The following is a 24300-nucleotide window of genomic DNA, read 5'->3' on the forward strand; positions in this document are numbered from 1 at the left end:
TGAAGCTCCGAGCAGGGGTGGAGGAGTGTGGCGTGCGGGGCGCAGAACGGTGCGGTGGACACAACTGTGCGGTGGGGGCTGACTACGCCCCCACCGCACGAGTGGACTTACTTGATCGCTGCAGCCCAGCGCTCGGAGAGGAGCGTGTTCGCGGCGTCGGTCTGATCCATGTCAGGCGTGATCCAGTCTTCGCTCGAGGTGCCGAAGGTGGCGGCCTCGATGAGCTTCTCGTCGGCCGAACCGGCCTCCTTCAGCGCGTCGACGCGCACGGGCACGGCGTTCGCCTCGAGGAAGAGCGACTGCACCTCGTCCGAGAAGATCCACTCCTGCCACAGGCGAGCGGCGGCCGGGTTCGGCGCGTCGGCGTTGATCGCCTCGTTGTAGAAGGAGACGTAGGCCGGTCCGTCAAGCACGGTGGTCTTCCAGCTCGGCTTGTCGGCCGCAGCCGCGATGTTGTTGAACGACCAGTCGAAGACCAGCGGGGTCTCGCCCGAGGCGATCGTCGCGGGGGTCGGGTCGACGGTCAGCAGGTTGCCCGCCTGACGCAGCTCGGTGATGAAATCGACACCGGGGCCGAAGTCGTCGACACCGCCGCCGTTGAGCGCGGAGATCGAGCCGACGGCAGCGAACGCCGCGCCCGCCTGCGTCGGGTCGCCGTTGAGCACGACCGCGCCCTTGTAGTCGGCGCCGAGCAGATCCTTCAGCTCCTTGGGCTCCGGCAGCTTGTCGGAGTCGTAGCCGACCGACATGACGCCCGAGTAGTTGTTCACCCAGAGGCCGGTGGCCTCCTTGTTGCCCTCGGGGATGTCGTCCCAGTTCTCGACCTGGTACGGCGCGAACTTGTCGGTGTTGGTGAGTGCGACGGCCGCACCGAGGTCGAAGACGTCGGGAGCGGTGTCCTGGCCCTTGAGGTTGTCAGCGGCCTGGATCTCTTCGGCGCTCGACGCGTCGGGCGAAGCCGAGTTGACGGTGATGCCGTACTTGTCTTCGAAGCCGCTGATGATCTTGCCGTAGTTGGCCCACGTCTCGGGGAGTGCGACGACGTTGAGTTCGCCCTCTTCCTGAGCGGCGGCGATCAGCGCATCGAGGCCGCCGAAGTCTGCGGCACTGGTCGCGGTGGCGGCGTCGGTCGACGAGCCTGCGTCGCCTTCAGCGTTGCTCGCGGTCGAGCATGCGGCGAGCGAGCCGGCCATGAGCAGTGCGGTGAGCACGGCGGCGGAGCGCACGAAAGCGCGTGAGGTCACGGGAGTTCCTTCCGATACAGGGAGACGGATCGCCCAGAGGGGCGCGTGCGGCCTGCCTGCAGCGGCAGCCGATCCGTGACCCAACGCTAGGAGGGCGCGGTGTCGGGGAAGGAACTGATCGATAGCCTCGGAGTGAACGGTGCGTGGCGCGCGGACGGTGCGTCGTTCACCGTGCGGTGCGGCGCCGGATCATCGGGCGTCAGTCGCTCGAGAGCATCACGATGGAGCTCGTCGACGGCGTATCTGCGTTCGGGTCGAGGTACACGTCGGGTTCGATGTAGATGACGCGCGCCGCTGGCACGGCCTCGCGCACGCGGCGCTCGGCGAGGTTGATGATCACCGAGACCTCGTTCATTGTCTTCGTAGGGGCGATGTCGACCTTCGCGCCGATCATGAACTCGTCGGGGCCGAGGTACAGGGTCTTCATGTGGATGATGCGACCGATGTCTTGCGACTTCAGCAGTGCGGCCTCGATCTTCTCGACGTCTTCATCAGAGGCGCCCTCGCCGACGAGCAGGCTCTTCACCTCGATGCCCAGGATGATCGCCACGGCGACCAGCAGCACGCCGATCGCGATGGTCGCGATACCGTCGAAGAGGCCGTTGCCGGTCAGTACCGTGAGCCCGACGCCGATGAACGCGATCACGAGGCCCGTGATCGCCGCGAAGTCTTCGAGCAGCACGACGGGCAACTCGGGAGCCTTGGAGCGGCGAATGAACTGCAGCCAGCTCGACTTGCCCTTGTGCGGTCGGCTTTCTCGGATCGCGGTGCGCAACGAGAACCCCTCGAGCACGATGGCGACGGCCAGCACGAGCAGCGGCAGCCACCACACCTCGAGGGCGTGCGGGTGCTGCACCTTCGAAACGCCCTCGTACACCGAGAAGACGCCACCGATGGAGAAGAGCACGATCGCGACGACGAACGCGTAGACGTAGCGCACGCGACCGTACCCGAACGGGTGCTCTTTGTCGGCTCGCTTCTGCGCGCGCTTGCCGCCGACGAGCAGCAGCACCTGATTGCCCGAGTCGGCGAGCGAGTGCACGCCCTCGGCCAGCATCGACGACGAACCGGAGAACGCCCAGGCGATGAACTTCGTCACGGCGATGCCGAGATTCGCGAGTAGTGCCGCGATGATCGCCTTGCTGCCGCCTGACGCGCTCATTCCAGATGCCTCCCCATCGCGAACGTCGAGTGTCCGCGCGATGCGCCAAGTCTATGACCCCACCCGAAGTCGCAGCGGTATGAAAACGGACAAGACCGCGCCCCCGATTCTGTCGGCGGTGCTCCATACACTGGGATCATGAGCGAATCGACGAATCCCCGCACCGACGCCCGTTTGCCGCGCACCGCCATGATCGGCGTCGGTTCGATGGGGGGCGCGATCCTCGCCGGGCTGCGCGCGCCCGAGGTCGATATCGAGCGGCCCATCGTCGTGACGACGCACTCGCAGCGGAGCGCCGACGCCTATGCGGCGGCGAGCGACGTCACCGCAGTGGCATCTGAGACCGACCCCGAGGCGAATCGCGCAGCGGTGCGCGGAGCGCAGATCGTCGTGCTCGGGGTGAAGCCCTGGGCGCTCGTCGACGTCGCGCGCGAGATCGCCGCAGACCTCGAACTCGACGCGATCGTCGTGAGCGTGGCAGCCGGCGTGCCGTGCGCCGCGATCGAAGCCGTGCTGCCCGCGGGCACCGCGGTGGTGCGGGCCATGCCCAACACGCCATCGACTATCGGTCTCGGTGCAACCGGCATCGCCGGCGGCGCGACGGCGACCGACGCGCAGATCGCACTCGTGCAGCGGTTGTTCGCCACGGTGGGCGAAGCGCTCATCGTGCGCGAAGACCAGATCAACGCCGTCGCCGCGGTTTCGGGGTCGGGGCCTGCCTACCTCTACCTCTACGCCGAAGAGATGACGGCGGCAGCGCAGCGCGCGGGTTTCGACGAGGCGCAGGCGCGCCTGCTCGTGCAGCAGACCATTGTCGGCTCCGCGCAGCTCTGGGCGACCAGCGGCGAGCTGCCCGAAACCTTGCGACGCAATGTAACGAGCCCCAAAGGAACCACCGAGCAGGCCATCCTGGTGCTGCAGCAGGGCGGCCTCGCCGACCTCTTCGATCGCGCGCTCGCCGCGAACGTGCGTCGCTCGGAAGAGCTCGAGCGCGGGGAGTAGCGCGGGGCTTCGGCCAGCGTGAACGTCGGCCGAAGCGTGCCCGGAGCGCCTATCCGATCGCAGCGAAGCGCTCCACGTCGGCGGCGGTGCCGCTGACGATGATGAGGTCGTGCGTCGACACGACGGTGTCTTGCGTCGCGTGCGTGAACGGCTGACCCGGGGTTTTCACGCCGACCACCGTCACGCGGTAGCGCGTGCGCACCCCGCTCTCGGTGAGCGTGCGATTGCGAATCGATCGCGGCGGGTACATCTTCGCGATGACGTAGTTGTCGTCGAACTGAATGAAGTCGAGCATGCTGCCGCTCAGCAGGTGGGCGACGCGTTCGCCCGCTTCACGCTCGGGGTAGATCACGTGGTGCACGCCGATGCGCTCCAAGATCTTGCCGTGCGACAGCGAGATGGCCTTCGCCCAGATCTGGGGCACCCCGAGATCCACGAGGTTTGCGGCGATGAGCACGCTCGACTCGATCGAGGCGCCCGTCGCGACGACCGCGATCTGAAATTCGTCGGCACCGATCTGCTTCAACGCCTCCATCGAGCGGGCGTCGGCCTGCACCGCGTGCGTCACGCGATCCGCCCACTTCTGCACGAGCCCCGAATCGGTGTCGACCACGAGCACTTCGCGATCCTGACGATCAAGCTGGCCCGCTGTCGCGGCGCCGAACCGACCGAGACCGATCACGATCACCGGTGCATCACTGCGAATATCAACCAACGATCGGCCTTTCTTCGGGGAGGCGGAACATACGGGAGCGACTGGTCGCCGCGACCGCTGCGGCAAGCGTAACCGTGCCGACGCGACCCGCCCACATCGTGGCGGCGAGAATGTACTTGCCGGGGTCGTCAATCGACGCCGATAGGCCGGTTGTGAGACCGCACGTGCCAAACGCGGAGATCACCTCGAACAGCACGATGTCGAGCGGCTCGCCGGTCATCTGCATGATGGCGACGGACGCGGCAAGCACGATGGTCGCGCCCCAGATCAGGATCGACACCGCGACGCGCAGTACCTCATTCGGAATACGACGACCAAACGCCTGCATGTCGTGGTACCCGCGAGCCTCGGCGTACGCGGCGAGGAAGAGCACGGCAATCGTCGTCACCTTGATGCCGCCCGCGGTCGAAGCGGAGCCGCCGCCGACGAACATCAGCATGTCCATGACGAGCAGCGTCGAGCCATGCATCTCGGTCGGGTCCATGATGCCGAGACCGCCCGAACGGGTCATCACCGACATGTACGCCGAGCTGAAGAGGGTGTCGCCGAGCCCCTGCGACCCGAGCGTGCGGGTGTTGTTGAATTCGAGGCCGGCGATGGCGATCCAGCCGAAAATGACGAACAGTAGCGTCGTCGTGAGCGTGAGCTTCGCATGAAGCCCGAGTCGCTTGTGCGCGCGCCAGCCGCCACCGACCACGTAGCGGTAGAGCGCGAAGATCACCGGGAACCCGATGCTGCCGAGAAAGACGCCGACGGCGAGCACGGAAAGCAGATACGTGTCGGTCTCGAACGGCGCCAGGCCTCCCGGCAGCGGTACGAAGCCGGTGTTCGTGAAGGCGGAGGCCGCGAGGTAGAAGCCGTTCCAGAGGGCGTGCCAGAAGTTATAGCCCTCCATCATGAGGCGCGGCGTGATGAACGCCGTCAGCGCGACCTCGATGACGACGAGGCTCGTCGCGACGGCGCCGAGCAGCCCGCCGATTTCGCCGAGACCGACCGCCTGGCTCTCGGACGCGCCCTTGGCCATGCGCATCGGGTTCGTGTCGCCTGCCGCGAGCAGGCGCGTGCGAAGGCCGAGTCGTCGCGTCACCGTCAGACCCAGGATGCTGGCGAGCGTGAGCACGCCGATGCCGCCGATCTGCAGACCGCCCAGAATGAGTAGATCGCCGAAGAGTGACCAGTGCGTCGCCATGTCGACGGTCGAGAGCCCCGTGACGCAGATCGCCGATACCGCGGTGAACAGGGCGTCGGCGAGCGGGGTCACCTCGTTCGAGCGGCTCGCGATCGGGAGCGAGAGGAGCGCGGTCCAGAGCAGGATCAGGCCGGTGAACACCAGCAGCGCGAAGCGTGCGGGTGACGAGTGGATCATGCCGCCGATCCACGACTTCGGCGAGAGCAGATCGGCGAACCGACCGCTCACAGCGCGTGTCCTCACGACTCCTGCTTTCTGGCGTTGATGGGGCGTCGAGGCCTGCCAGGGTCGCGACTCACTGCGCCCATGCTACACACGCGGGCGAGGCTTCGCGCGCACCGTGCGAGGCGGGACGACGCGTGATACCGGGACAGAGCCGCTCGCTCCGGCTACTCTGGTGCCTATGCCAGATATTTTCGGAGTCATCGCCGATGCGACGCGGCGCGACATTCTGCAGGCACTGCTCGAGAAGCACGCGCAGGACGCCGAGATGAGCGTGTCCGAGATCGTCGGGCAACTGGAGATCAGTCAGCCGACCGTGTCGAAGCATCTCAAGGTGCTGCGCGAGGCAGAGCTGGTTACGGTGCGCGAAGAGGGCCAGCACCGGTTCTACTCGTTGGACCCCGAACCGCTCGAGATGGTTGAAGACTTCGTGATCCCGTTTCTCTCGGCCGGATTCGATACCGAGGTCACCGTCGAGTACCTCTCTGAAGACGGTGAGCGCGTGGCCGGTCCCGACGAGGCGGATGAATTCGGCGAAGTGCTGCCCGAAGAGGCGACGGCCGCGGCCGAGCGCATCGGTCGCGCTGCGGCTCGTGCCGAGCACCGGGTGAAAGAGCTCGTCGCGCGCTTCAAATTGCGCGGCTGAGACGTCGTTTCGTCGCTCGGTTCGCATCGAACGGCATGAACGGCTAAGATCTATGTTTTATGGGCCCCGACTCCCAGCGGCCCGAGAGACGTTGTGAGGTTAATCGTGGGTTCAGTTATCAAGAAGCGTCGCAAGCGCATGTCGAAGAAGAAGCACCGTAAATTGCTTCGGAAGACGCGTCACCAGCGCCGCAACAAGAAGTAAGCGACGCCGCCGCGAGACGGTGATTGCTGACACACGCCGGGCCCGATGGGCTCGGCGTTTGTCGTATGTGCGGGGCTGTTATTGCCGCTGCTGCGCCGCGCCGCTGCTGTGCTGCCGCTGCCGCGCGCGGATGGCGCCTGCCGATACGGATAGGTGTCGATATCTGCGCGAACGGCACCGGCTTTCGCGCAGATTGTGACACCGATCGTGACACCGATCGGGTGAGTACGGGCTCGGCGGTCGTAAACTGAACGCACCATGTCTGCAGTGCGTCTCACCCTCATCGGCAAGCCCGGCTGTCACCTCTGCGACGACGCGCGTCAGGTGATCGACGACGTGCGACGAAACCTCGCCAATGCGGGCGTCGAGACGAGGCTCGAGGAGCTCGACATCTTGCAAGACGCGGCGCTCGCGCGCAAGCACTCCGAGCACATCCCGGTCGTGCAGATCGAGGGGCGTCGGCATGCGACGTTGCGGGTTGATCCGGGTCGCCTGACCGCGGCCATCGAGAAATCCGCGCGCAACCCGCTGCGCGTTCTGCGCCGTTCATAACCCGGCTTCGCAACCCGGTTCCGTACCCCAGCTTCGCCCCGCCCACCACAGTCACAAGGAGTACTCATGACCCTGCGCCATATCGTCAGCTGGAAGTTGTCGGGAGAGACCCGCGAAGAGCGCGATGCTCAGGCCGCTCAGGCGATCCCGGCCATCGAAGCACTCCGTGATCTCATTCCGACCGTGCGGTCGCTCACGGTGCATCGCAATGAGCTGCACGACGGTACGAACTTCGATCTGACGCTTGTTTCCGAGTTCGATGACGCCGAGGGGCTCGCGGTCTACGCGACGCACCCCGAGCACCTGCCGGTGATCGACCTCGTGAAGGGCATGACCGTCGCTCGCGCGGCGACCGACTTCACGGTCTAGCGCACGGCGGTGTCGGCGCACCGGCAATCGGCACCGGCACGTTCACGAGCCGATCGGCGGCCGACCGCGTCAGCGGTGGGCGCTCAGCCGGAAGAACTCCGGGGGCGCCTGCCGGCTCGACGCCGCATCGGCGAGCACCCTGCCGATGGCGGGCACGAACTTGAAGCCGTGGCCCGAGAACCCGGCGCCCACGGTGATCGGCCCGACGGTATCGAGCACGAAGCGGCTCGACGCGGTCGACGTGTAGGTGCAGCTGATCTCGGCGGGCGTCTCGGGGTCGAGCCCCGGGAACCACTCGGCGACGTAGGCGCGCAGGGTGTCGCGCTGCGAATCGCTCGCGCGGAACCGTCGCGCGTCGGGGTCGACGATGTCGCCGACCGCGTGGAACCCGACTTTGACGCCCTCTCCCGGGCTTGGCATGCCGTAGACGGGGGCCGGGTACTCCGCGAGCAGCGAGTCGGGCAGCATGTGGTTGAACGACGGCCACACGAGCGCTGCCGAATGGGCGGCGAAGTGCGCCGGGTGCTCTTCGGTGACGGTGAGCGGCGGCAGTTCGATGACGCCGTCGAGCAGTGCGTGCGCCCAGGCTCCGGCGGTCACGGTGACCCGGTCGGCGGTCAGTTCGCGCACGCCGCCGGCCCCCTCGGTGCGCACGCGCGCACCCGAGCCGTCGGCGAACGGTGCGATGTCGAGCACGCGTTCGCCGCGCTCGACGATCGCACCGTGCCGGATCGCCCCGTCTTCGAGCGCCGCGAGCGCGCGGGCGGCGTGCACAATCCCCGCCTCGCGACTGTGCAGCACGTCGCCGGCGAAGCGCATGCCCGACCAGCGTTCGGCGGCGTCGCTCGCGCTCAGCAGCGACACCGCGGCACCCCGGGCGACGAGGGCGTCGTGCGCGGATGCCACGACGTGGTCGTCGCCGTGGGTGACGAGACCATGCAGCCCGAGTAACTGCTGCCCCGACTCGGCTTCGAGCCGGCGCCACAAGGTGACGGCTTCGTCGAAGAGGTCGAGGTACGCGGCTTCGTCGTAGGCGTTGTTCAGGTTGCGGGTCGAACCGTGCGACGCACCGCGAGTGTGGTGCGGCTCGAAGCGTTCGAGGAGGCGCACCTGGTGGCCGCGCGCGGCGAGATGCCAGGTCGTGGCGAGGCCCATGGCGCCACCGCCGATGACGAGGTGCTCGGTGTGCAGCGGAGCGCTCACAGGCGCGCGATTTCTTGGCGCGGGCGCACGGCGATATCGGTGAGCTGCACGTCGGCGGGGGCGTCGACGACGAAGCGCACGGTCTGGGCGACCGATTCGGGGCGAATGTACCGCTCGGGGGTGTACTTCTCGGCGGCGACCTGCCCGCGCAGCATCTCGGTGTCGGTCTGGCCGGGGGCCACGGTGACGACGCGCACGCGGTGCGGCTCTTCGTCGATGCGCAGCACGTCGGCCACGCCGCGCAGGGCGTGCTTCGTCGCGGTGTACACCGCGCTGCCGGGCACCGCGCGAGTGCTCGCACCCGAACCGATGAACACGACGGTGCCGGCTGCGGCGCGCAGCAGCGGCAGCGCGGCGCGCGTGATCACGGCGGGGCCGGTCACGTTGATGTCGAAGTGGCGTCCCCAAGCATCGGCGTCGGCGTCGGCGACGGAGAGATGCTCGCCGATAGCCGCGGCGTGCACCAGCACGTCGAGGCGATCGAGCTCGGCGATGCGCGCGGCGAACGCGTCGCCGTCGGTGACGTCGAGTTGCCACGCGGTCGCTCCGGTCTCGGCCGCAACGGCGTCGAGCCGCTCGGCGTTGCGGCCCACGGCGATGACCCGATGGGTGCGGGCGAGATCGCGAGCGATTTCGCGGCCCATGCCGCTCGATGCTCCGGTGACGATGGCGATGGGCAGCGATTCAGTCATGGTGGGCTCCTTCGAGAGGGCGGTCGGCGATGCCGGAGGCGTGGTGCTTCGAGCGTACCGATGCCGCGACGGCGATCAGGCTCGCGGCGACACGATCCGTCTCACGCAGCATCTGCGGGTCGGTGCCCGGCATCGGGCTGATGATGGTGTCGTGTAGCGCCTCGTCGACCGGAATACCGGCGATGTGCACCCGTGGATCGATCGCGCCGTCGGCGCCGCGCAGCCGCCCGGTTGCCGGGTCGAGATCGAATGCACCGGTGCGCCGGGGGCTGCCGTCACGAGCGCTGACCTCAAAGGCCCGCGCGCGGCCGGCGTCGAGCAGGCTCCGCGCGAGTGGGTCTGCGGTCTCCGAGAGGTCGTGGAAGTGCATCCAGGCGTCGATGAGGTGCGGGGCGGTCACGCGTGACGGGGTCACCATCGGCGACTCCGATGCGAACCCGGCATCGGTGACGGAGAGGTTCGCGCGGGGGCCAGTCAGCTGCACAAGCCCGACGCGCATGAGTGCGAGCAGCTGCCGATTGCGGAACGCGGGCGGGCCCGAACCGGCCATGCCGCCGACGGCCTGCAGCATCGCGAATCCCGACGCCCGCGACTCCGCGTCAAAGCCGCCGAGCGCTCCGAGTCGATTCGCGACGCCGCGCGCGGAGCTCACCGACCACAACCCCGCCTTCATCGCGCTGTCGTGCCCGAGTTCGGCTTCGGCGAGATCTCGTGCGACGCGCTCGGCGATCCAGTCGTTGTACGTCTCGCGATCGGCGAAGGGCCGGCGCACCGGATGCATTTCGCCCGCGAGATCGAAGCGGTCGCTCGGGTCGGGGATGACGCGGCCCATCGCGTCGGCGACGCTTGCCTCCACGGTATCGAGCGGGTGCGGGTCGTCGGCATTGCCGAGGTGCGGGGCGATGGCGTGCGCGATGAGCGTCTCGAGTTCGCGCTCGTCGACGATGACCGCTGCAGGGCGCACACGACGCAGCGTGCGGGCGTGGTCGAAGTACGCGTCGGCGACGATGCGCGGCCAGAGTTGCCGGTCGAAGTCGATCGGCCGGGGGAGTGCCGACCAGTCGACGCCGGTGAGGAAGCGCTGCTCGGCGCGCGGCGGTAGCGACCCGTACAGCGTCTTCGCGCGGAACGGCACGCCGCGGCCCGAGGTGACGTGCATGACGGGCTCTTGCCCCGAGAAGCGGTAGCGCAGACCGCCGGGCTGATCCGGCGCCGCTTCGAATCTGCCTCCGCGACCGATCGTGAGCAGCGCCATGGTGTCGAAGAACCCCATGCCGAGCCCACGCACGATCACGTGCTCGCGCGCTCCGATCGCGCTGAGGTCTTGCTCGACCGGGCTGCCGGGGCGCACCCACGTGAGTTCGGGGCGAGACGCGAGAACGCTGCTGAGTTCGCGCTCGCCCGACGTCTCTGCGCGCGGCATCCACCCGGTGGCGAGCACGATGGCGTCGGCGGGCAGTTGCTCTCCGGTGTCGAGTCGCACCGCATCGCCGGAGACAGTGCCCGTGCCGAGATCCAGCCCGGCATCCTCGTCGACGCTCGCGATGCCGATCGCGCGGGCCCGGTGCTGCACCACCGTGACGCCGTCAGGGAGCTCGGCAACGGCGCGGTCGAAGCACCAGGTCAGGTACTCGCCGTAGAGGGCGCGGCTCGGGTGCGATTCGGGGCGCATGGCGAGCAGTTCGTCGCGGTACTCCTCGGCGAGACCCGGGCGGTGCGGGTACGTGCGAACGACGGCGCGGTGCGCATCGGGTATCGCCGCGATCCGGGTGGCCGGATCGCCGGGCGCATCGGCAGCGTCGGCGCCGGTGAGCGCGAGCACGCACCATTCGTAGAGCGTTGGCCCGGGTCGCACCGCACCGCGCACCGTGCTGCCGGGTTCGGTGAACAGGGTGACGGCGTCGGCGAGCGTGTTCATGCAGAGTTCGCGGGTCTGATCGGTGCGCCAGATGCGCCCGGCGCCGCGCGGGGTGTCGTCGACGACGTGAATCTCGAGGCGGTGCGCGTGCAGGGGCGATTGCGGGTCGCTCAGGTGCGCGCCGAGGCGTTCGAGCAGTGAGGCACCGCGCGGGCCGGCGCCGATGATGACAATGGAGCTCGGTGCGCTCGTGGGCGCTGTGGAGGGGGACTGCTGGGGAAGGTGATTCATGAAGTTCTGTGACACTCGGCTTCGTCTCTGGTTATAAGAATCATAAGATAAGTGGCATTGTCATTCGTGATGGCCGCCGACCCTCGGCCGGCCAGGATCTCAAAGGAGCCTCATGAACAAGCGTCGGATCGCCTGGATCGCCGGCCTCGCTGTTGCCGCGATTGCGCTGACCGGATGCTCCGCGAGCGGTGGCTCCGGGAGCGGATCGGGCGAGGCGCAGGAGGGTGGCACGCTGAGCTACCTCGAGCCGCAGACCTGGAACACCCTGTACCCGCCGGCCGCGGGCTTTTACCCGAACGGCGGCATCATCAATCAGGTGACGGATCGCCTGCTCTGGCAGAACCCCGAGACCCTCGAGCTCGAGCCGTGGATCGCGACCGCGCTGCCCGAGGTCAACGCCGATGCGACGGAGTACACCTTCACGCTCCGCGACGACGTGACCTACTCGGACGGCACCCCGCTCGACGCCGAGAACGTGGTCAAGAACTTCGATCTCTACGGCAAGGGCGACACCGACCGGGCGCTCTCGATCTCTGAGGCGATCAACAACTACGACCACGGCGAGGTTGTTGACGACCACACCGTGAAGTTCGTCTTCTCGGCGCCCTCACCCGGTTTCGCGCAGGCGACTTCCACGATCAACTCGGGTCTGCTCGCCAACGCCACGCTCGATCGCACGAACGAGGAGTTCGGCCCCGGCAACGCGACCGACATCATCGGCAGTGGCCCGTTCGTCATCGCCGATGAGCAGATCGGCAAGGAGACCGACCTCACGGTGCGTGAAGACTACGACTGGGCACCCGAGTCGCGCGAGCACCAGGGTCGTGCGCACCTCGACGGCGTGAACTTCATCGTCGCCGCCGAGTCGAGCGTGCGCGTCGGCACCGTGACCTCGGGCCAGGCCCAGGTCGCACGCCAGATTCCGGCGCCCGACGAGGCGCAGTTCGCCGGTGACAACCTGCAGCTCGTGCACGCCGCGACGAACGGTGTGAACAACAGCCTGAGCTTCCGCTTCTCGCACGCACCGTTGAACGACATCAAGGTGCGCCAGGCGATCATCGCGGGCATCGATCGCCAGGCGATCGTCGACACGCTCTTCACCGAGAACTACCCGCTGGCCACCGGCATCCTCGCGAAGTCGGCGCTGGGCTACACCGATACGTCGAAGTTCTACGAGTACGATCCGGAGCAGGCCGAGAAGCTGCTCGACGAGGCCGGCTGGAAGGCGGGATCGGACGGGATCCGCGAGAAGGACGGCGAGCGACTCTCGATCACCTTCAACGAGGCGCTGCCGCAGCCGCGCTCGAAGGACGTCGTCACGCTCATTCAGGAGCAGCTCGCGAAGCTCGGCGTCGAGGTCAAGCTCTTCCCGGGCGACCAGGCTGCGCAAGATGAGGCCCGACTCAGCGCCGACGAGATCCAGGTCTACCACTCCATGGTCGGCCGCGCCGACTACGACGTGCTGAAGTCGCAGCTGTTCTCCACGAACCGCAACGCGCTGCTCAACCTCGACACTGCGACCGACACCATCGCCGATCCCGAGCTCGACGCCGATCTCGCCGAGATCGCCTCGGTGCCGACCTCCGATGAGCGCGCCGCCGCCTCCGCGAAGGCGCAGCAGCGTCTGGCCGAGCAGGCCTACGTGCTGCCCCTCTTCGAGGAGCCCCAGGTCTTCGGCCTGCTCTCGTCCGTGCAGGGCTTCAGCACCGAGTCCATCGGCCGGCCCTCGTTCTACGACGTGCAGCTCACCAAGTGACGGGAGCGGCGCTGCTGCGGCGCGTGGGCCAGGCGATCCTGGTCCTCGCGCTCGCGTACACCGCCGCGTACATTCTGCTCGCGGCGCTTCCGGGCGACGCGGTCATGGCGCGGTTCGGCAACCCCGACCTGGGGCTCTCACCCGAGCAGCTCGCTGAGATCCGCGCCAGCTACGGTGTCGATCGACCGTTCTTCGTGCGGTTCTTCGACTCCGTCGGCGCGTTCCTCCGCGGTGACCTCGGGTACTCGGTGCAGAGCGGCGCAGCCGTCTCGACGCTGCTCGCCGAGGCACTGCCCTCGACGCTGACGCTCGCGGTTGTCGCGCTGGTGCTCGCCGTCTTCCTGGCCGTCGTCATCGCGTTCACCGCGAGCTACGGCGCGGGCACCTGGCTGCGCCGCATCTTCCGCAATCTGCCGCCGCTCTTCGTCTCGCTGCCGGTGTTCTGGATCGGCATCGTGCTCATCCAGATCTTCTCGTTTCAGCTCGGCCTCGTGCCCACGATCGGTGCGACCGAACTGCAGTCACTGATCCTCCCCGCCATCACCCTGGCGTTTCCGATCGCGGCGCCCCTCGCTCAGGTGCTGCTGCGCAGCATCGACGAGGTGAGCGAGCAGCCCTTCGTGCAGGTGGTGCGCGCTCGGGGTGCGAGCACCTCGTGGCTGCTGTGGCGCAACGTCGCCCCGAACGCGCTGCTGCCCGCATTGACGATGGCCGGACTGCTGTTCGGCGAGCTCGTCGGTGGCGCCATCGTGACCGAGGCGGTGTTCGGCCGCGTCGGCATCGGCGCGCTCACCGCGCAGGCCGTCGCGAATCGCGATACCCCGGTGCTGCTCGCCGTCGTGGTGATCGCGACCGTCGTCTACGTCACCATCAACCTCGTGGTCGATCTGCTGTACCCCGTGCTCGATGCGCGGCTGCGGCAGCGTACGGCCCGCAAGTCGGCAGGAGTGACGGCATGACCGCCATCGACGTCTCGGCCGCTCGCGCAGTGCCGGGCGGCAAGCGCCCGTTCGCCTGGAAATCGCTGCTGCGCCCCGGCGTGCTCGTGCCGGCAATCGTGCTGCTCATCGCGCTCGCCTGGGCGGTCGCGCCCGGCCTGTTCACATCGGTGAGCCCAAACGAGAGCGTCGGTCTGTCGCTGCAGGCGCCGAGCGCCGAGCACTGGTTCGGCACCGACGCGACGGGCCGCGACCTCTACGCGCGCGTCGTCTACGGTGCATCACAGTCGATCACGGCAGCCCTCATCGCCGTGCTCGTCGGCCTCGTCTTCGGGTCGCTGATCGGCGTCTCTGCTGGCGCGGTGGGCGGCTGGGTCGATGAGGCCCTGATGCGATTCGTCGATGTGCTGCTGGCGATCCCGACCCTGCTGCTCTCGCTCAGCGTCGTGATCTTGCTCGGCTTCGGCACGGCGAACGCGGCAATCGCCGTCGGTGTCACCTCGGTCGCGGTGTTCGCACGATTGTCGCGCTCGCAGGTCGTGAGCGTGCGCGCGAGCGAGTTCGTCGAGTCGGCGTACGGCTCGGGCGGCACGTTCTTCGGGGTGCTGTGGCGCCACATCCTGCCGAACTCGGTTACGGCCGTGATCGCACTCGCGGCGCTGCAGCTTGGCTCCGCGATTCTGCAGATCTCGACCCTCGGCTTCCTCGGCTACGGTGCACCGCCGCCCACCCCGGAGTGGGGCCTGCTCATCTCTGAAGGGCGCAACTACATCGCCACCTCGTGGTGGCTGACGACCCTGCCCGGTCTCGTCGTCGTGCTCGTCGTCATCGCGAGCAACCGACTCAGCCGCGCCATCAGCGAGGGAGGCAACGCATGAGCGCCGACACCGTGCCGCTCCTGAGCATCCGCGACCTCGCGGTGCAGTACCGCACGAAGCAGGGGTCCGTCGACGCCGTGCGCGGCGTCAGCTTTGACGTGCGCGCAGGCGAGGTCACGGCCGTCGTGGGCGAGTCGGGATCGGGCAAGACCACCGTCGCCCAGTCGGTCATCGGCCTGCTCGCGTCGAACGGCAGCATCACGGCGGGGAGCGTCACGCTGAACGAGCGCCGCCTCGGCACGACCGAGCTGGTCGGTCTGCCCGAACGTCGGTGGCGCGACCTGCGCGGGCGGTGCATCGGGCTCATTCCGCAAGACCCCGGCAACTCGTTGAACCCGGTGCAGCCCATCGGCAAGAGCATCAGCGAGTCGCTGCGCATCCACGGCCGACCGAGCCGGGCCGAGGTGCAGGACCGCGTGCACGCCTTGCTCGAACAGGTCGGCATCGACGACCCGATTCGCCGCGCGAAGCAGTACCCGCACGAGTTCTCGGGCGGCATGCGGCAGCGCGTGCTCATCGCCGCGGCCCTCGCGAACGACCCCGAACTGATCATCGCCGACGAGCCGACCTCCGCGCTCGACGTGACCGTGCAGCGCACCGTGCTCGACCTGATCGATCGGTTGCGCGAAGAGACCGGCACGGGCGTGCTGTTTATCACGCACGACCTGGCGGTGGCGGCGGATCGCGCCGACAGTGTCGTGGTGATGCGCGGGGGCGAGGTGCAGGAGTCGGGCCCCGCCGCACAGGTGCTCGCCCAGCCGTCGTCGGAGTACACGAAGCAACTCATGGCCGACGCGCCGTCATTCGGCACGTTCGTGGAGCGCGAGCGGGTCGTCGTGTCGCTCGATACCGGAGCTGCCGGTGACGGTGCCGGCGCCGAGGCGATCGCGGGCGAGGGCGCCGGATCGACAGGAGCCGCCGGCCCGCTCGTCACCGTCACATCGCTGCGTCAGGAGTTCGGTCGAGGCGACGACGCCTTTGTCGCCGTCGACGACCTCTCGTTCACGGTGGCGCGCGGCACTACGCACGCGCTCGTCGGCGAGTCGGGGTCGGGCAAGACGACGACGGGCCGCGCGATCGCAGGCTTCTCGGTGCCCACCTCGGGCAGCGTGCGCGTCGGCGATGCCGAGGTGACGCAGCTGCGGGGGTCGGCGCTGCGCGAGTTCCGGCGCACCACGCAGATGGTCTACCAGAACCCGTACGGCTCCCTCGATCCTCGACTGAGCATTGGGCAGACCCTCGCCGAGCCCCTGAAGAACTTCCGCATCGGCACCCGAGCCGACCGTGCCGAACGCGTCGCGAACGCGCTCGAGGTCGTCTCGTTGCCGGCCGAATTCGCGGCTCGGCGACCTCGAGAGCTCTCGGGCGGGCAGCGACAGCGCGTCGCCATCGCCCGCGCGTTGATCGTCGAGCCAGAGTTGGTCGTGCTCGACGAGGCGGTCTCGGCGCTCGACGTGACCGTGCAGGCCCAGATTCTGCGCCTGCTCGCACGCCTGCAGCACGATCTCGGGCTCACCTACGTCTTCATCTCGCACGACCTCGCCGTGGTGCGCCAGATCTCAGACACGGTGACCGTGCTGCAGCGCGGCCAGCAGGTCGAACACGGCCGCACCGAAGACGTCTTCACGAACGCCCAGCACCCCTACACCCAGCGCCTGCTCGAGGCGATTCCCGGCGCATCGCTGTCGTCCGGGCACTGGGAGATCTGACCGAAGGAGCACCACCCATGACCCGCCACGCGACCGGAACCTCCGACCTCATCGCGGCCCTCACCGGCATCGCCCCCGGCGATCTGCTCGATCAGGCGCGCAGTCGTCGCCCCGAATCGCGCGATCACGCCCAGGGCAGTTTCGAAGCGATCTTCGTGCCGACCGACGCGTCGCAGGTGTCGCTGCCCGAGCGCGCCGCGGTGGCACTCTTCGTCGCACGACTGCACGAGGAAGCCGAGGCGGTCGAGTTCTACGGTGCGCTGCTGCGCGAGACGGGTGGCGGTGCGGGCCTCGAGCCGTTGATCGTCGCCGAGGCCGAGCGGGCCGCCGGCCAGGGGCCGTACGGTGCGTTCCGTGCCGAGAACGCACCCGAGAGCGTTGCCGGGCCCGAGTACACGGTCGCGTCGGTGGAGGCCGCCTACGCGCTCGGCGACCGCCTGTCGGCCGCGCTTGAGCACGCGCACATGCTCGTGCTGCACCCGCGCGACGCCGACCGCGAGCGCTTGGGCCGCCTGCTCGAAGCCGGGTGGAGCTCCACCGGCATCGTGACCCTGTCGCAGCTCGTCTCGTTCCTCGCGTTCCAGCTGCGCGTCGCGCACGGCCTGCGCGAACTGCGCGAGAGCATCGGGGGTGCGGCGGCAGCCGGTGCCTCGCTCACCGAGCTCGCCGCCGACGTCGCGACCGCGGCTCGAGCACGCGCCGGCGCATCGGCTTCCGCGGCTCCAGTCCCCGCGTCCGAGTCCCTGCCCGCCGCCCCGAAGGTCGACGAGCCGCCGCGCTTCACTCAGGATTCGCTCGGCTGGAAGCCCTGGATCGAGCCCCTGCCCGTCGCCGAATTCACCGAACACCACTACGAGGCGCTCGTGCAGCGCGACCGCGTGCACATGCCGTACTTCCGCCTGCTGGCGCGTGACCCCGACGCACTGCGCGAACGCACGCTCACCGACCTCGACATCTTTTACAACACCGACGCCGGCCTGCCGCGCGCGGAGCGCGAGCTCGCCGCCGCAGCCGCGTCGCGCTACAACGGCTGCGTATTCTGCGCGTCGGTGCACTCGCGCTTCGCGACCGAGCAGGGGGCGGATCGCGACGAGGTGCAGCGCCTCCTCGACGAGGGCGTGAGCGCGCGCGTCAACCCGCGCATCGACGCTATCGTGGACGCGACGGTGGCTCTCACGGCGACCCCGCCGCGCTTCGGTGCGGCCGAGCTCGCCGCGCTGCGCACCGCGGGGCTCGACGAACTCGAACTGCTCGACGCGATTCAGGCCGGTGCGTTCTTCAACTGGGCGAACCGCCTCATGCTGTCGATCGGCGAGCCCACGGTCTAGGTCGCCGCTGCCGCGTGTCTGCCGCGGCTGCTGCCCCACCACCCTTCCGGATCGGGGTAACTTTCGACCAGTGCGCGCCGTGAAAACCGCCCACACACCGGTCCAAAATTACCCCGATCCGGAAGGGTTGGTGAGGTCGGCGGGGTCGGCTGCGTCAGTCGGGAGATGCCGCCGACGCGCGGAACGCCGTCGGGGTGACCCCCAGCACCGACTTGAAGTCGGTCGAGAAGTGGGCCTGATCGGTGTAGCCGAGCTGCGCTGAGAGCGCGGCGATGCTGAGGTCGGGGCGATCCCGCAGCATCGCCGCCGCCTCTTGCAGCCGCCGGCGTCGAATCATCGCGTGGAGCGAGATGCCGAATGCGCGGTCAGCGAGGCGCTGCAGCGTGCGCGTCGACGCGTGCAGACGCTCCGCGAGCTGGTCGACGCGGGTGATCTCGGGGAGTTCGAGCAGTGCGCCGAGGGCGTTCGCGAGCGCCGCATCGCTGCCGGGGTGAGGCATCGGCACGCGCGCTGCGATCCACCCCGACAACAGCCGAGCCGCGTGCTCGCGCCGCGCATCGCCCGACGTGTGCGTGTCGGTCATCGCCGCGTCGATCGCGCGGTGCAATTCGACGTCGGCGAGCGGTTGCGCCGTATCGCGGAGCGCAGCGGGTGCGCCGGTCGTCAACGCGAGTGCGGCTGCGGGCAGCAGCAGCGCGCCAACCGCCCAGCCGCTGCCCGTGAGTACGCGCTCCGATCGGCGCGTCGACGGCCCGACGAGCTCGATGCCGTGGCCCTCGACCACGACATTGCACGCCGGAAACGGCAGCACCTCTTGGCGCGACTCCGTGCCCTCGGGGAGCTGCCACTCGGGGATCCAGATCCACCGCACCGCGTGCGCGACCTCGGGGGCGGGCGCCAGTCGGTGAAACTCGGGCAAACGCGCGGGGAAAAGTACGCCGCGACGATCCTGATCCATGCACTCCCCGCTCACCCAAACCTGGCGCAAATCTGCAAGACGGCGCCGCGAGTTTGATCTTACGATGAAGCCATGAATGCTGAATCTCCCTCGAATTCGACCCCCTCGCGCGCGGCGACCGGCACCCACACCACGAACGGCCGCCCGCACGGCTCGACCAGCCTGACGCCGTTCCTGGCCATTCCGAACGCCGCCGGCGCCATCGAGTTCTACCGCGACATCTTCGGCGCGCGCGTGGTCGATGTCACCGAGTTCGGCGGTGTGGTCGCGCACGCCGAACTCGACTTCGGCAACGGACATCTGCAGCTCGGCGAGCCGATGCCCGACTACCACCTGGTCGCCGGCCCCGAGGGCGAAGACGATTGCTACTCGATGGGCATCTACGTGCCCGACGTCGACGACACGGTCGCGCGGGCCGTCGCGGCGGGCGCGACCGTGCGCGAGCCCGCGACCGACTTCGTGTCGGGCGACCGCTTCGCGAGCATCCGCGATCCGTTCGGGGTGCGCTGGTCGGTGCTCACGCGCATCGAAGATCTCTCGGAAGAGGAGAGCGCGGCCCGCGTGCGCAGGTGGGCTGAATCCTTCGCAGGCTGAGGCCACGCCCGCGCCCGCGCGCCTCCGAATCGGTGTCAATAATTGCTGCCGAAGCGCCGCTTTCGCGCCTCAGCACGACAATTTTTGACCCCGATTCGCCGACGCTGCCTACGCGCATTCGCTGCCTTCGCTGCCTTCGCTGCCCAGCCGCCTACGCCGCCGGGCGGAACGTCGACCGATAAGCGCCGGGGGTGACGCCCACAGCGCGAGCGAATTGCACGCGGAAGCTGCTGGGCGACGGGAACCCCACCTGGGCGCTGATGCCGTCGACTGTGCGGTCCGTGGTTTCGAGCAGCTCTTGCGCCTGCCTGACTCGCGCCCCGCCCACCCACTGCATCGGGCTCTGCCCCGTCTCAGCGTGGAAGCGGCGTGTCAGGGTGCGCGGGCTCAACCCCGCGAACTCGGCAATCGCTTCGAGCGTCAGGGCCTGGTGCGTGTGCGCATCGATCCACTCGAGCACGCGTTCGAGGGTTGCGGTGCGGTCGGTGGGTCGGTTGCGCAGCATGAACTGCGCTTGGCCCCCGGATCGCTGCAGCGGAGCGACCGCCAGGCGAGCGGCATCGGCGGCGACGGCCACTCCGTAATTGCGCTGCACGAGATGCAGGCACAGGTCGAGCCCGGCCGATGCTCCGGCAGAGGTGAGGATCGGCCCCTCGTCGATGTAGAGCGCGTCGGGGTCGACCACGACTGCGGGGTAACGTCGCGCGAGCTCGTCGGCCGCCAACCAGTGCGTTGTGGCACGTCGTCCGTCGAGCAGGCCGGCTTGCGCGAGTGAGAATGCGCCCACGCAGATGGAGGCCACGGTGGCGCCGCGATCCGCCGCCGCTTGGAGTGCCCATTGCTGGGACTCGGGCAACGGAGTCGAGAAGTCATTGCGGCCGGGCACGATGACGATGTCGGCGCGCTCAAGGGCCTCCAAGCCCGCCCCGGGAGCGATGCGCATGGGGCCCGCCTCAACCCAGGGGTCATCTCCGGCAACGATCACGCGATAGCCGGGCCGACCATCGGGCAGGCGCACGAACCGGAATGTCTCGATCGGAGTGGCGAGATCGAAGCCGATCACATCGGGGACGGCGAGAACGGCGACGGTGTGCATGCGACCACGGTACTCGCAGCGACGGCATTTCAGGGGCGAAGTGCGCGGATTTTGTCATGTGGCGAGAATTCGGAGAAGTATGTCACAAAAGTCACTCCCGCGCTCACGCGCGAACCGCGACGATGGGCACATCATGACTGCGTTTCTGCTCTCCGTCCATGTGCTCGCCGCAATTCTCGCCATCGGCCCGGTCGCGATTGCGGCCAGCATGTTTCCCGCCACAGTACGAGCGGGGGGAGCGCCGCCAGGGTCGACGGCAGTGCTGGGCATCTTGCACCGGATCTCGCGGGTGTACGCCGTGATCGGCGTCATCGTGCCGGTGTTCGGGATCGCCACCGCGGTGAGCCTCGGCGTACTGGGAGATGCGTGGCTGATCATCTCGATGGTGTTGACGGCCGCCGCCGCGGCAGTGCTGATCGGACTCGTGCTGCCCGGCCAACGCCGGGCGCTCGCGGCACGTGCGACGCCTGTCGGGCAGGCGCTCCAGACGCCCGCTCCGGCGGCCTCGCGGCTGGCGATGCACGCAGGCATCTTCAACCTGCTCTGGGCCATCGTCGTCGTACTGATGATCGTGCGGCCCGGCTCGACGACGGGCGCGGGTCTGTGAACGCGCGTTCGGCCGAGCGGCTGCTCGGCATCGTCGGCGGCATCGAGTTCGCGACCCTGGTGCTCATGCTCATCAACCTGGTGACGGTGCACCACCCGGTGGTGACCAGCACGCTTGGGCCGGTGCACGGATTGGCCTACACGGCGACCGTGGTCTGCGCCGTGCTCGCAATGCGGGGGCGCCACCGCGTGTGGGTGCTCGCGCTGATTCCGGGGATCGGGGGACTGCTGGCGGCTCGGGCGGCTCGATCCTCGATGGCAGGGGAACTAGGGCACGCGGAGCACTCTGAGCTCTCTGAGCATTCGGGGGCTCGCTCGTGAGTCTCGCGCGGTACGTGCGGCGTCCAGACGCGGTGTCGGTCGGTGAAGCTCGCGCGCTCATCGAGGCCGGCGCGCTGGTTGTCGACGTGCGAGGTGTCCCGGAGTGGCGGCGCGCGCATATTCCCGGGGCGTTGCACCTGCCGCTCGCGCAGATCGAAGCGCGCTGGGAAGAGCTGCCGGAGCACCGCACCCTCATCACCTTCTGCACTGGCGGTTTTGTTTCGGCGTGGGCGGCGAATCTGCTGGTCGAACTCGGGTTCCCGGCGGTGAACCTCTCACGCGGCCTCGTCGGCTGGCGCGCGGCGGGCGGCCCCCTCGAATCGGAGCCCGCCGGCTGACGCCCGCTGCGCTCGCCGCTCCGTGATGCGTGCCCGCCCGTCGCGGCCCGCGCCTACGCGCCGTGCAGGTGCAAGCGCTCGCCGGCCGCGTTAAAGATGCTGATGACCTCGCAGGGCTTGCCGCCGTCGGCGCGCAGGCGATGCGGCACCGACGTGTCGAATTCGGCGGCCTCGCCGCGACCGAGCACGTGCTCGCGGTCGTCGAGGGTGAGGCGCAGCTTGCCCGAGAGTACGAAGAGCCAATCGTGCCCCTCGTGCACCTGCAACTCCCGTTCGGGGGCATCAGGGTGGTACGTGATCTTGAACGCGCGCACGTCAGAGGCCTCGCGAGTGAGCGGAGCGATCGTGAGGCCCTCGCGGCGCAGCGCGGCACGGTGCACGCGCGGGTCTCGGGTGGGCGCGTCGAGCAGGTCGTCGACGCGGATGCCGAGTTGCCGGGTCAGCGGCAGCAGCAGCTCGAGGCTGGCCTGCCGTTTGCCCGATTCGAGGCGCGACAGGGTGCTCGCCGACATGCCCGCGCGATCGGCGAGCTCGTCGAGCGTCCAGCCGCGATCTTGCCGCGCGGATCGCAGTCGCGGGCCGAGACGTTCCAATTCATCCATGCTCACACCTTGCCATTTCCGCAAACGAGATTGCAAGTATCGCACATTGCCCCGCACACTGTCAGCATGACCCACGAACTCTACGACGCCATCGTCATCGGCGGCAGCGCCGCCGGCCTCAGCTCCGCCCAGGCCCTTGGCCGCTCCCTGCGACGCACCCTGGTGATCGACGCCGCTCAACCCCGCAACCGCTTTGCCCACCAGATGCACAACGTGCTCGGGCTCGACGGCACGCCGCCGCGCGAGCTCGTCGCCCGCGGCCGTGCCGAGGCCGAGGCCTACGGCGTGGAGTTTCGCGAGGCCACGGTGCATGCGGTGCGCAACATCGACGCCCCGGGAGTCGGAAGCGCAGCAGCAGCGGCCGCAGACCCCGCCATCCCCGGAGCCCTGCTCGAACTCGAGCTCGACGGCGGCGAGACGGTGCGCGCCCGCGGCATCGTGCTCGCGACCGGCGTCACCGACGAGCTGCCCGCGATCCCGGGTCTCGCCGAGCGCTGGGGCACGTCGGTGCTGCACTGCCCGTACTGCCACGGTTGGGAGGTGCGCGGGCAGCGCCTCGGGGTCATTACGACGTCGCCGCTGGGGCTGCACCAGGCCAAGCTGATCCGCCAGTGGAGTGACGACGTCACCGTCTTCACGGCCGGGCTCGTCGACGAGACGGGTACGAGTGTGCTCGACGCCGATACGGAGCGCGCGCTGCGCGGCCGCGGCGTGCAGCTCGTCGCCGAGCCGGTGGTCGAGGTGATCGGCGACGGTGCGCAGCTCACGGCCGTGCGCACCGCCGACGGCCGCGAGTACCCGCTCGACGCAGCGTTTACTGCGGGCACCTTGCGTCCCCACGACGGCCTCGTCGCGCACCTCGACCTCGCACGCACCGACACGATCGTCGGGTCGTTCTTGGAGATCGACATGATGCAGCGCACGAGCCACCCGCGCATCTGGGCGGCCGGCAACGTGACGAATCCGATGGCCACGGTACCGGCGTCGATGGCAGCCGGAGTGATGGCCGGTGCCGCCGTCAACGCGATCCTGGTCGACGAAGACTTCGCGCTCGCCGCAGCGGAGATCGCGCAGTGACGCAGCAGCAGTCGGCGCCGGATCACCAACACGGCCACCGTCATCACGTGCAAGGTGCGGGGGCGCACGGGGTACCTGGCGCCGACACCGATGCCCCGACTGACCCCGTCGCATTCTGGCAGCAGCGCTACGGCGGTGACGACCGTATCTGGTCGGGGCACGTGAATCACGCCCTGGGTGAGTTGGCCGCCGATTGGCGCCCGGGTCGCTCGCTCGACCTCGGGTGCGGCGAGGGCGGCGACGTGCTGTGGCTCGCCGAGCACGGGTGGAACGCGACCGGCATCGACCTCTCGGAGTACGCGGTGGCGCGAGCACGGGCCGCTGCACGCGAGCGTGGCCTCGATGCTGCGCGATTCATCGCCGCGGACCTCGGGGAGTGGGCTGATGATCCCGCACGCATCGATGGTCTCGACGACGCGCGCGATCGCGAGGGGTATGACCTGGTGACGGCGAGCTTCTTCCAGTCGCCGGTGGAGCTGCCGCGCGAGCGCATCTTGCGGGCGGCGGCGCGCAGCGTGGCCCCCGGTGGGCGGGTGGTGACTATCGCGCACGCCTCGGCCCCCGACTGGGCTCCGGGGCACGGCGGCGACTTCCCGACCCCCGAACAGGATCTCGCGGCACTGGCGCTCGATTCGAGCGACTGGGAGATCGAGGTCGCGGAGGTGCGCGAACGCGAAGGTCGCGCACCCGATGGCACTCCGTCGAACTTTTTGGATTCGGTCGTCTCGGTACGCCGTCGGTGAACGGACC

The 24300-nt window shown here is 68.9% G+C and carries 26 protein-coding genes; 16 read left to right on the forward strand and 10 right to left on the reverse strand.

What is annotated here, in order from left to right:
- Window positions 1-107: 107 nt before the first annotated feature.
- Window positions 108-1244: an ABC transporter substrate-binding protein gene (locus tag CH42_RS04855; protein WP_193392072.1), complete on the reverse strand. Its 1137-nt coding sequence runs from the start codon at window positions 1242-1244 to the stop codon at window positions 108-110.
- Window positions 1245-1443: 199 nt separating this feature from the next.
- Complete coding sequence (locus CH42_RS04860; protein WP_053352096.1) at window positions 1444-2406, reverse strand: cation diffusion facilitator family transporter; 963 nt, start codon at window positions 2404-2406, stop codon at window positions 1444-1446.
- 138 nt (window positions 2407-2544) lie between these two features.
- Here CH42_RS04860 and proC point away from each other — a divergent pair, with 138 nt between their 5' ends.
- Complete coding sequence (gene proC, locus CH42_RS04865; protein ID WP_053352097.1) at window positions 2545-3408, forward strand: pyrroline-5-carboxylate reductase; 864 nt, start codon at window positions 2545-2547, stop codon at window positions 3406-3408.
- Between the two features lie 49 nt (window positions 3409-3457).
- On the opposite strand, the gene CH42_RS04870 is transcribed toward proC, so the two are convergent.
- Both CH42_RS04870 and CH42_RS04875 read right to left on the reverse strand, forming a co-directional pair.
- Complete coding sequence (locus CH42_RS04870; RefSeq protein ID WP_053352098.1) at window positions 3458-4123, reverse strand: potassium channel family protein; 666 nt, start codon at window positions 4121-4123, stop codon at window positions 3458-3460.
- On the reverse strand, window positions 4116-5489 hold the full coding sequence (locus CH42_RS04875; RefSeq protein ID WP_053352180.1) for a TrkH family potassium uptake protein: 1374 nt from the start codon (window positions 5487-5489) through the stop codon (window positions 4116-4118). Before CH42_RS04875 ends, CH42_RS04870 begins: the two co-directional genes overlap by 8 nt.
- Before the next feature lie 226 nt (window positions 5490-5715).
- Between CH42_RS04875 and CH42_RS04880 the strand changes: the two genes are divergently transcribed.
- The 4 genes from CH42_RS04880 (at window position 5716) to CH42_RS04890 (ending at window position 7305) form a co-directional block, all read left to right on the forward strand.
- Entirely contained in the window at window positions 5716-6180 is a 465-nt protein-coding gene (locus CH42_RS04880) for an ArsR/SmtB family transcription factor (protein ID WP_053352099.1), read from the forward strand.
- Between the two features lie 105 nt (window positions 6181-6285).
- Window positions 6286-6384, forward strand: a complete 99-nt coding sequence (locus tag CH42_RS15910; protein WP_005504750.1) for a 30S ribosomal protein bS22 — start codon at window positions 6286-6288, stop codon at window positions 6382-6384.
- A 258-nt stretch (window positions 6385-6642) separates the two neighbouring features.
- Complete coding sequence (locus CH42_RS04885) at window positions 6643-6936, forward strand: glutaredoxin family protein (protein ID WP_053352100.1); 294 nt, start codon at window positions 6643-6645, stop codon at window positions 6934-6936.
- Between the two features lie 66 nt (window positions 6937-7002).
- Complete coding sequence (locus tag CH42_RS04890; RefSeq protein ID WP_053352101.1) at window positions 7003-7305, forward strand: Dabb family protein; 303 nt, start codon at window positions 7003-7005, stop codon at window positions 7303-7305.
- Between the two features lie 69 nt (window positions 7306-7374).
- Here CH42_RS04890 and CH42_RS04895 read toward each other — a convergent pair whose 3' ends face one another.
- Genes CH42_RS04895 through CH42_RS04905 form a run of 3 tightly spaced genes read right to left on the reverse strand, consistent with a single transcriptional unit; the run spans window position 7375 to window position 11349 of the window.
- Window positions 7375-8508 carry an FAD-dependent oxidoreductase gene (locus tag CH42_RS04895; protein WP_075205241.1) on the reverse strand — a complete coding sequence of 378 codons (1134 nt, stop codon included), beginning with the start codon at window positions 8506-8508 and terminating at the stop codon, window positions 7375-7377.
- Window positions 8505-9200, reverse strand: coding sequence for an SDR family oxidoreductase (locus CH42_RS04900; RefSeq protein WP_053352102.1), 696 nt, complete (start codon window positions 9198-9200; stop codon window positions 8505-8507). Before CH42_RS04900 ends, CH42_RS04895 begins: the two co-directional genes overlap by 4 nt.
- Entirely contained in the window at window positions 9193-11349 is a 2157-nt protein-coding gene (locus CH42_RS04905; RefSeq protein WP_053352182.1) for an FAD/NAD(P)-binding protein, read from the reverse strand. The genes CH42_RS04900 and CH42_RS04905 overlap by 8 nt, the downstream gene beginning before the upstream one ends.
- A 112-nt stretch (window positions 11350-11461) precedes the next feature.
- Here CH42_RS04905 and CH42_RS04910 point away from each other — a divergent pair, with 112 nt between their 5' ends.
- Genes CH42_RS04910 through CH42_RS17065 form a run of 5 tightly spaced genes read left to right on the forward strand, consistent with a single transcriptional unit; the run spans window position 11462 to window position 17958 of the window.
- Window positions 11462-13105 (forward strand): TIGR04028 family ABC transporter substrate-binding protein, encoded by a 1644-nt coding sequence (locus CH42_RS04910; protein WP_053352103.1) that lies wholly within the window; start codon window positions 11462-11464, stop codon window positions 13103-13105.
- Window positions 13102-14064, forward strand: a complete 963-nt coding sequence (locus tag CH42_RS04915; protein ID WP_053352104.1) for an ABC transporter permease — start codon at window positions 13102-13104, stop codon at window positions 14062-14064. The genes CH42_RS04910 and CH42_RS04915 overlap by 4 nt, the downstream gene beginning before the upstream one ends.
- A complete protein-coding gene (locus CH42_RS04920) occupies window positions 14061-14921 on the forward strand; it encodes an ABC transporter permease (RefSeq protein WP_053352105.1) in 861 nt (286 codons plus the stop codon). Before CH42_RS04915 ends, CH42_RS04920 begins: the two co-directional genes overlap by 4 nt.
- Window positions 14918-16630, forward strand: coding sequence for a dipeptide ABC transporter ATP-binding protein (locus CH42_RS04925; RefSeq protein ID WP_053352106.1), 1713 nt, complete (start codon window positions 14918-14920; stop codon window positions 16628-16630). Before CH42_RS04920 ends, CH42_RS04925 begins: the two co-directional genes overlap by 4 nt.
- Before the next feature lie 17 nt (window positions 16631-16647).
- The gene (locus tag CH42_RS17065; RefSeq protein WP_053352107.1) at window positions 16648-17958 is read left to right on the forward strand and encodes an alkylhydroperoxidase domain protein; all 1311 of its coding nucleotides are present in this window, start codon (window positions 16648-16650) and stop codon (window positions 17956-17958) included.
- Between the two features lie 154 nt (window positions 17959-18112).
- Here CH42_RS17065 and CH42_RS04935 read toward each other — a convergent pair whose 3' ends face one another.
- A complete protein-coding gene (locus CH42_RS04935; RefSeq protein ID WP_053352108.1) occupies window positions 18113-18916 on the reverse strand; it encodes a helix-turn-helix transcriptional regulator in 804 nt (267 codons plus the stop codon).
- Window positions 18917-18988: 72 nt separating this feature from the next.
- Between CH42_RS04935 and CH42_RS04940 the strand changes: the two genes are divergently transcribed.
- Window positions 18989-19510 carry a VOC family protein gene (locus tag CH42_RS04940; protein WP_053352109.1) on the forward strand — a complete coding sequence of 174 codons (522 nt, stop codon included), beginning with the start codon at window positions 18989-18991 and terminating at the stop codon, window positions 19508-19510.
- 151 nt (window positions 19511-19661) lie between these two features.
- Here the strand turns inward: CH42_RS04940 and CH42_RS04945 are convergent, their stop codons facing one another.
- Window positions 19662-20606, reverse strand: a complete 945-nt coding sequence (locus tag CH42_RS04945; protein WP_053352110.1) for a GlxA family transcriptional regulator — start codon at window positions 20604-20606, stop codon at window positions 19662-19664.
- 79 nt (window positions 20607-20685) lie between these two features.
- On the opposite strand from CH42_RS04945, the gene CH42_RS04950 reads away from it, so the two are divergent.
- Genes CH42_RS04950 through CH42_RS04960 form a run of 3 tightly spaced genes read left to right on the forward strand, consistent with a single transcriptional unit; the run spans window position 20686 to window position 21871 of the window.
- Complete coding sequence (locus tag CH42_RS04950) at window positions 20686-21213, forward strand: DUF2269 family protein (RefSeq protein ID WP_239683946.1); 528 nt, start codon at window positions 20686-20688, stop codon at window positions 21211-21213.
- On the forward strand, window positions 21210-21533 hold the full coding sequence (locus CH42_RS04955; protein WP_239683947.1) for a hypothetical protein: 324 nt from the start codon (window positions 21210-21212) through the stop codon (window positions 21531-21533). The genes CH42_RS04950 and CH42_RS04955 overlap by 4 nt, the downstream gene beginning before the upstream one ends.
- Window positions 21530-21871, forward strand: coding sequence for a rhodanese-like domain-containing protein (locus tag CH42_RS04960; RefSeq protein ID WP_053352111.1), 342 nt, complete (start codon window positions 21530-21532; stop codon window positions 21869-21871). Before CH42_RS04955 ends, CH42_RS04960 begins: the two co-directional genes overlap by 4 nt.
- 53 nt (window positions 21872-21924) lie before the next feature.
- Here the strand turns inward: CH42_RS04960 and CH42_RS04965 are convergent, their stop codons facing one another.
- A complete protein-coding gene (locus CH42_RS04965; RefSeq protein ID WP_053352112.1) occupies window positions 21925-22473 on the reverse strand; it encodes a helix-turn-helix domain-containing protein in 549 nt (182 codons plus the stop codon).
- A 66-nt stretch (window positions 22474-22539) separates the two neighbouring features.
- On the opposite strand from CH42_RS04965, the gene CH42_RS04970 reads away from it, so the two are divergent.
- Together CH42_RS04970 and CH42_RS04975 are read left to right on the forward strand one after the other, a co-directional pair.
- Window positions 22540-23550, forward strand: coding sequence for an NAD(P)/FAD-dependent oxidoreductase (locus tag CH42_RS04970; protein ID WP_053352113.1), 1011 nt, complete (start codon window positions 22540-22542; stop codon window positions 23548-23550).
- Window positions 23547-24293 carry a class I SAM-dependent methyltransferase gene (locus tag CH42_RS04975; RefSeq protein WP_239683948.1) on the forward strand — a complete coding sequence of 249 codons (747 nt, stop codon included), beginning with the start codon at window positions 23547-23549 and terminating at the stop codon, window positions 24291-24293. Before CH42_RS04970 ends, CH42_RS04975 begins: the two co-directional genes overlap by 4 nt.
- Window positions 24294-24300 lie beyond the last annotated feature (7 nt).

The sequence above is a fragment of the Leucobacter musarum subsp. musarum genome (assembly GCF_001273845.1).
Taxonomy (GTDB): Bacteria; Actinomycetota; Actinomycetes; order Actinomycetales; family Microbacteriaceae; genus Leucobacter; species Leucobacter musarum.

Bases quoted from the DNA above. Each gene is read 5' to 3' on its own strand.
- CH42_RS04860 (WP_053352096.1), bottom strand. From the start codon at position 2,406: ATGAGCGCGTCAGGCGGCAGCAAGGCGATCATCGCGGCACTACTCGCG.
- proC (WP_053352097.1), top strand. From the start codon at position 2,545: ATGAGCGAATCGACGAATCCCCGCACCGACGCCCGTTTGCCGCGCACC.
- CH42_RS04875 (WP_053352180.1), bottom strand. From the start codon at position 5,489: ATGATCCACTCGTCACCCGCACGCTTCGCGCTGCTGGTGTTCACCGGC.
- CH42_RS04880 (WP_053352099.1), top strand. From the start codon at position 5,716: ATGCCAGATATTTTCGGAGTCATCGCCGATGCGACGCGGCGCGACATT.
- CH42_RS04885 (WP_053352100.1), top strand. From the start codon at position 6,643: ATGTCTGCAGTGCGTCTCACCCTCATCGGCAAGCCCGGCTGTCACCTC.
- CH42_RS04890 (WP_053352101.1), top strand. From the start codon at position 7,003: ATGACCCTGCGCCATATCGTCAGCTGGAAGTTGTCGGGAGAGACCCGC.
- CH42_RS04900 (WP_053352102.1), bottom strand. From the start codon at position 9,200: ATGACTGAATCGCTGCCCATCGCCATCGTCACCGGAGCATCGAGCGGC.
- CH42_RS04905 (WP_053352182.1), bottom strand. From the start codon at position 11,349: ATGAATCACCTTCCCCAGCAGTCCCCCTCCACAGCGCCCACGAGCGCA.
- CH42_RS04910 (WP_053352103.1), top strand. From the start codon at position 11,462: ATGAACAAGCGTCGGATCGCCTGGATCGCCGGCCTCGCTGTTGCCGCG.
- CH42_RS04920 (WP_053352105.1), top strand. From the start codon at position 14,061: ATGACCGCCATCGACGTCTCGGCCGCTCGCGCAGTGCCGGGCGGCAAG.
- CH42_RS04925 (WP_053352106.1), top strand. From the start codon at position 14,918: ATGAGCGCCGACACCGTGCCGCTCCTGAGCATCCGCGACCTCGCGGTG.
- CH42_RS17065 (WP_053352107.1), top strand. From the start codon at position 16,648: ATGACCCGCCACGCGACCGGAACCTCCGACCTCATCGCGGCCCTCACC.
- CH42_RS04935 (WP_053352108.1), bottom strand. From the start codon at position 18,916: ATGGATCAGGATCGTCGCGGCGTACTTTTCCCCGCGCGTTTGCCCGAG.
- CH42_RS04940 (WP_053352109.1), top strand. From the start codon at position 18,989: ATGAATGCTGAATCTCCCTCGAATTCGACCCCCTCGCGCGCGGCGACC.
- CH42_RS04945 (WP_053352110.1), bottom strand. From the start codon at position 20,606: ATGCACACCGTCGCCGTTCTCGCCGTCCCCGATGTGATCGGCTTCGAT.
- CH42_RS04950 (WP_239683946.1), top strand. From the start codon at position 20,686: ATGTCACAAAAGTCACTCCCGCGCTCACGCGCGAACCGCGACGATGGG.
- CH42_RS04965 (WP_053352112.1), bottom strand. From the start codon at position 22,473: ATGGATGAATTGGAACGTCTCGGCCCGCGACTGCGATCCGCGCGGCAA.
- CH42_RS04970 (WP_053352113.1), top strand. From the start codon at position 22,540: ATGACCCACGAACTCTACGACGCCATCGTCATCGGCGGCAGCGCCGCC.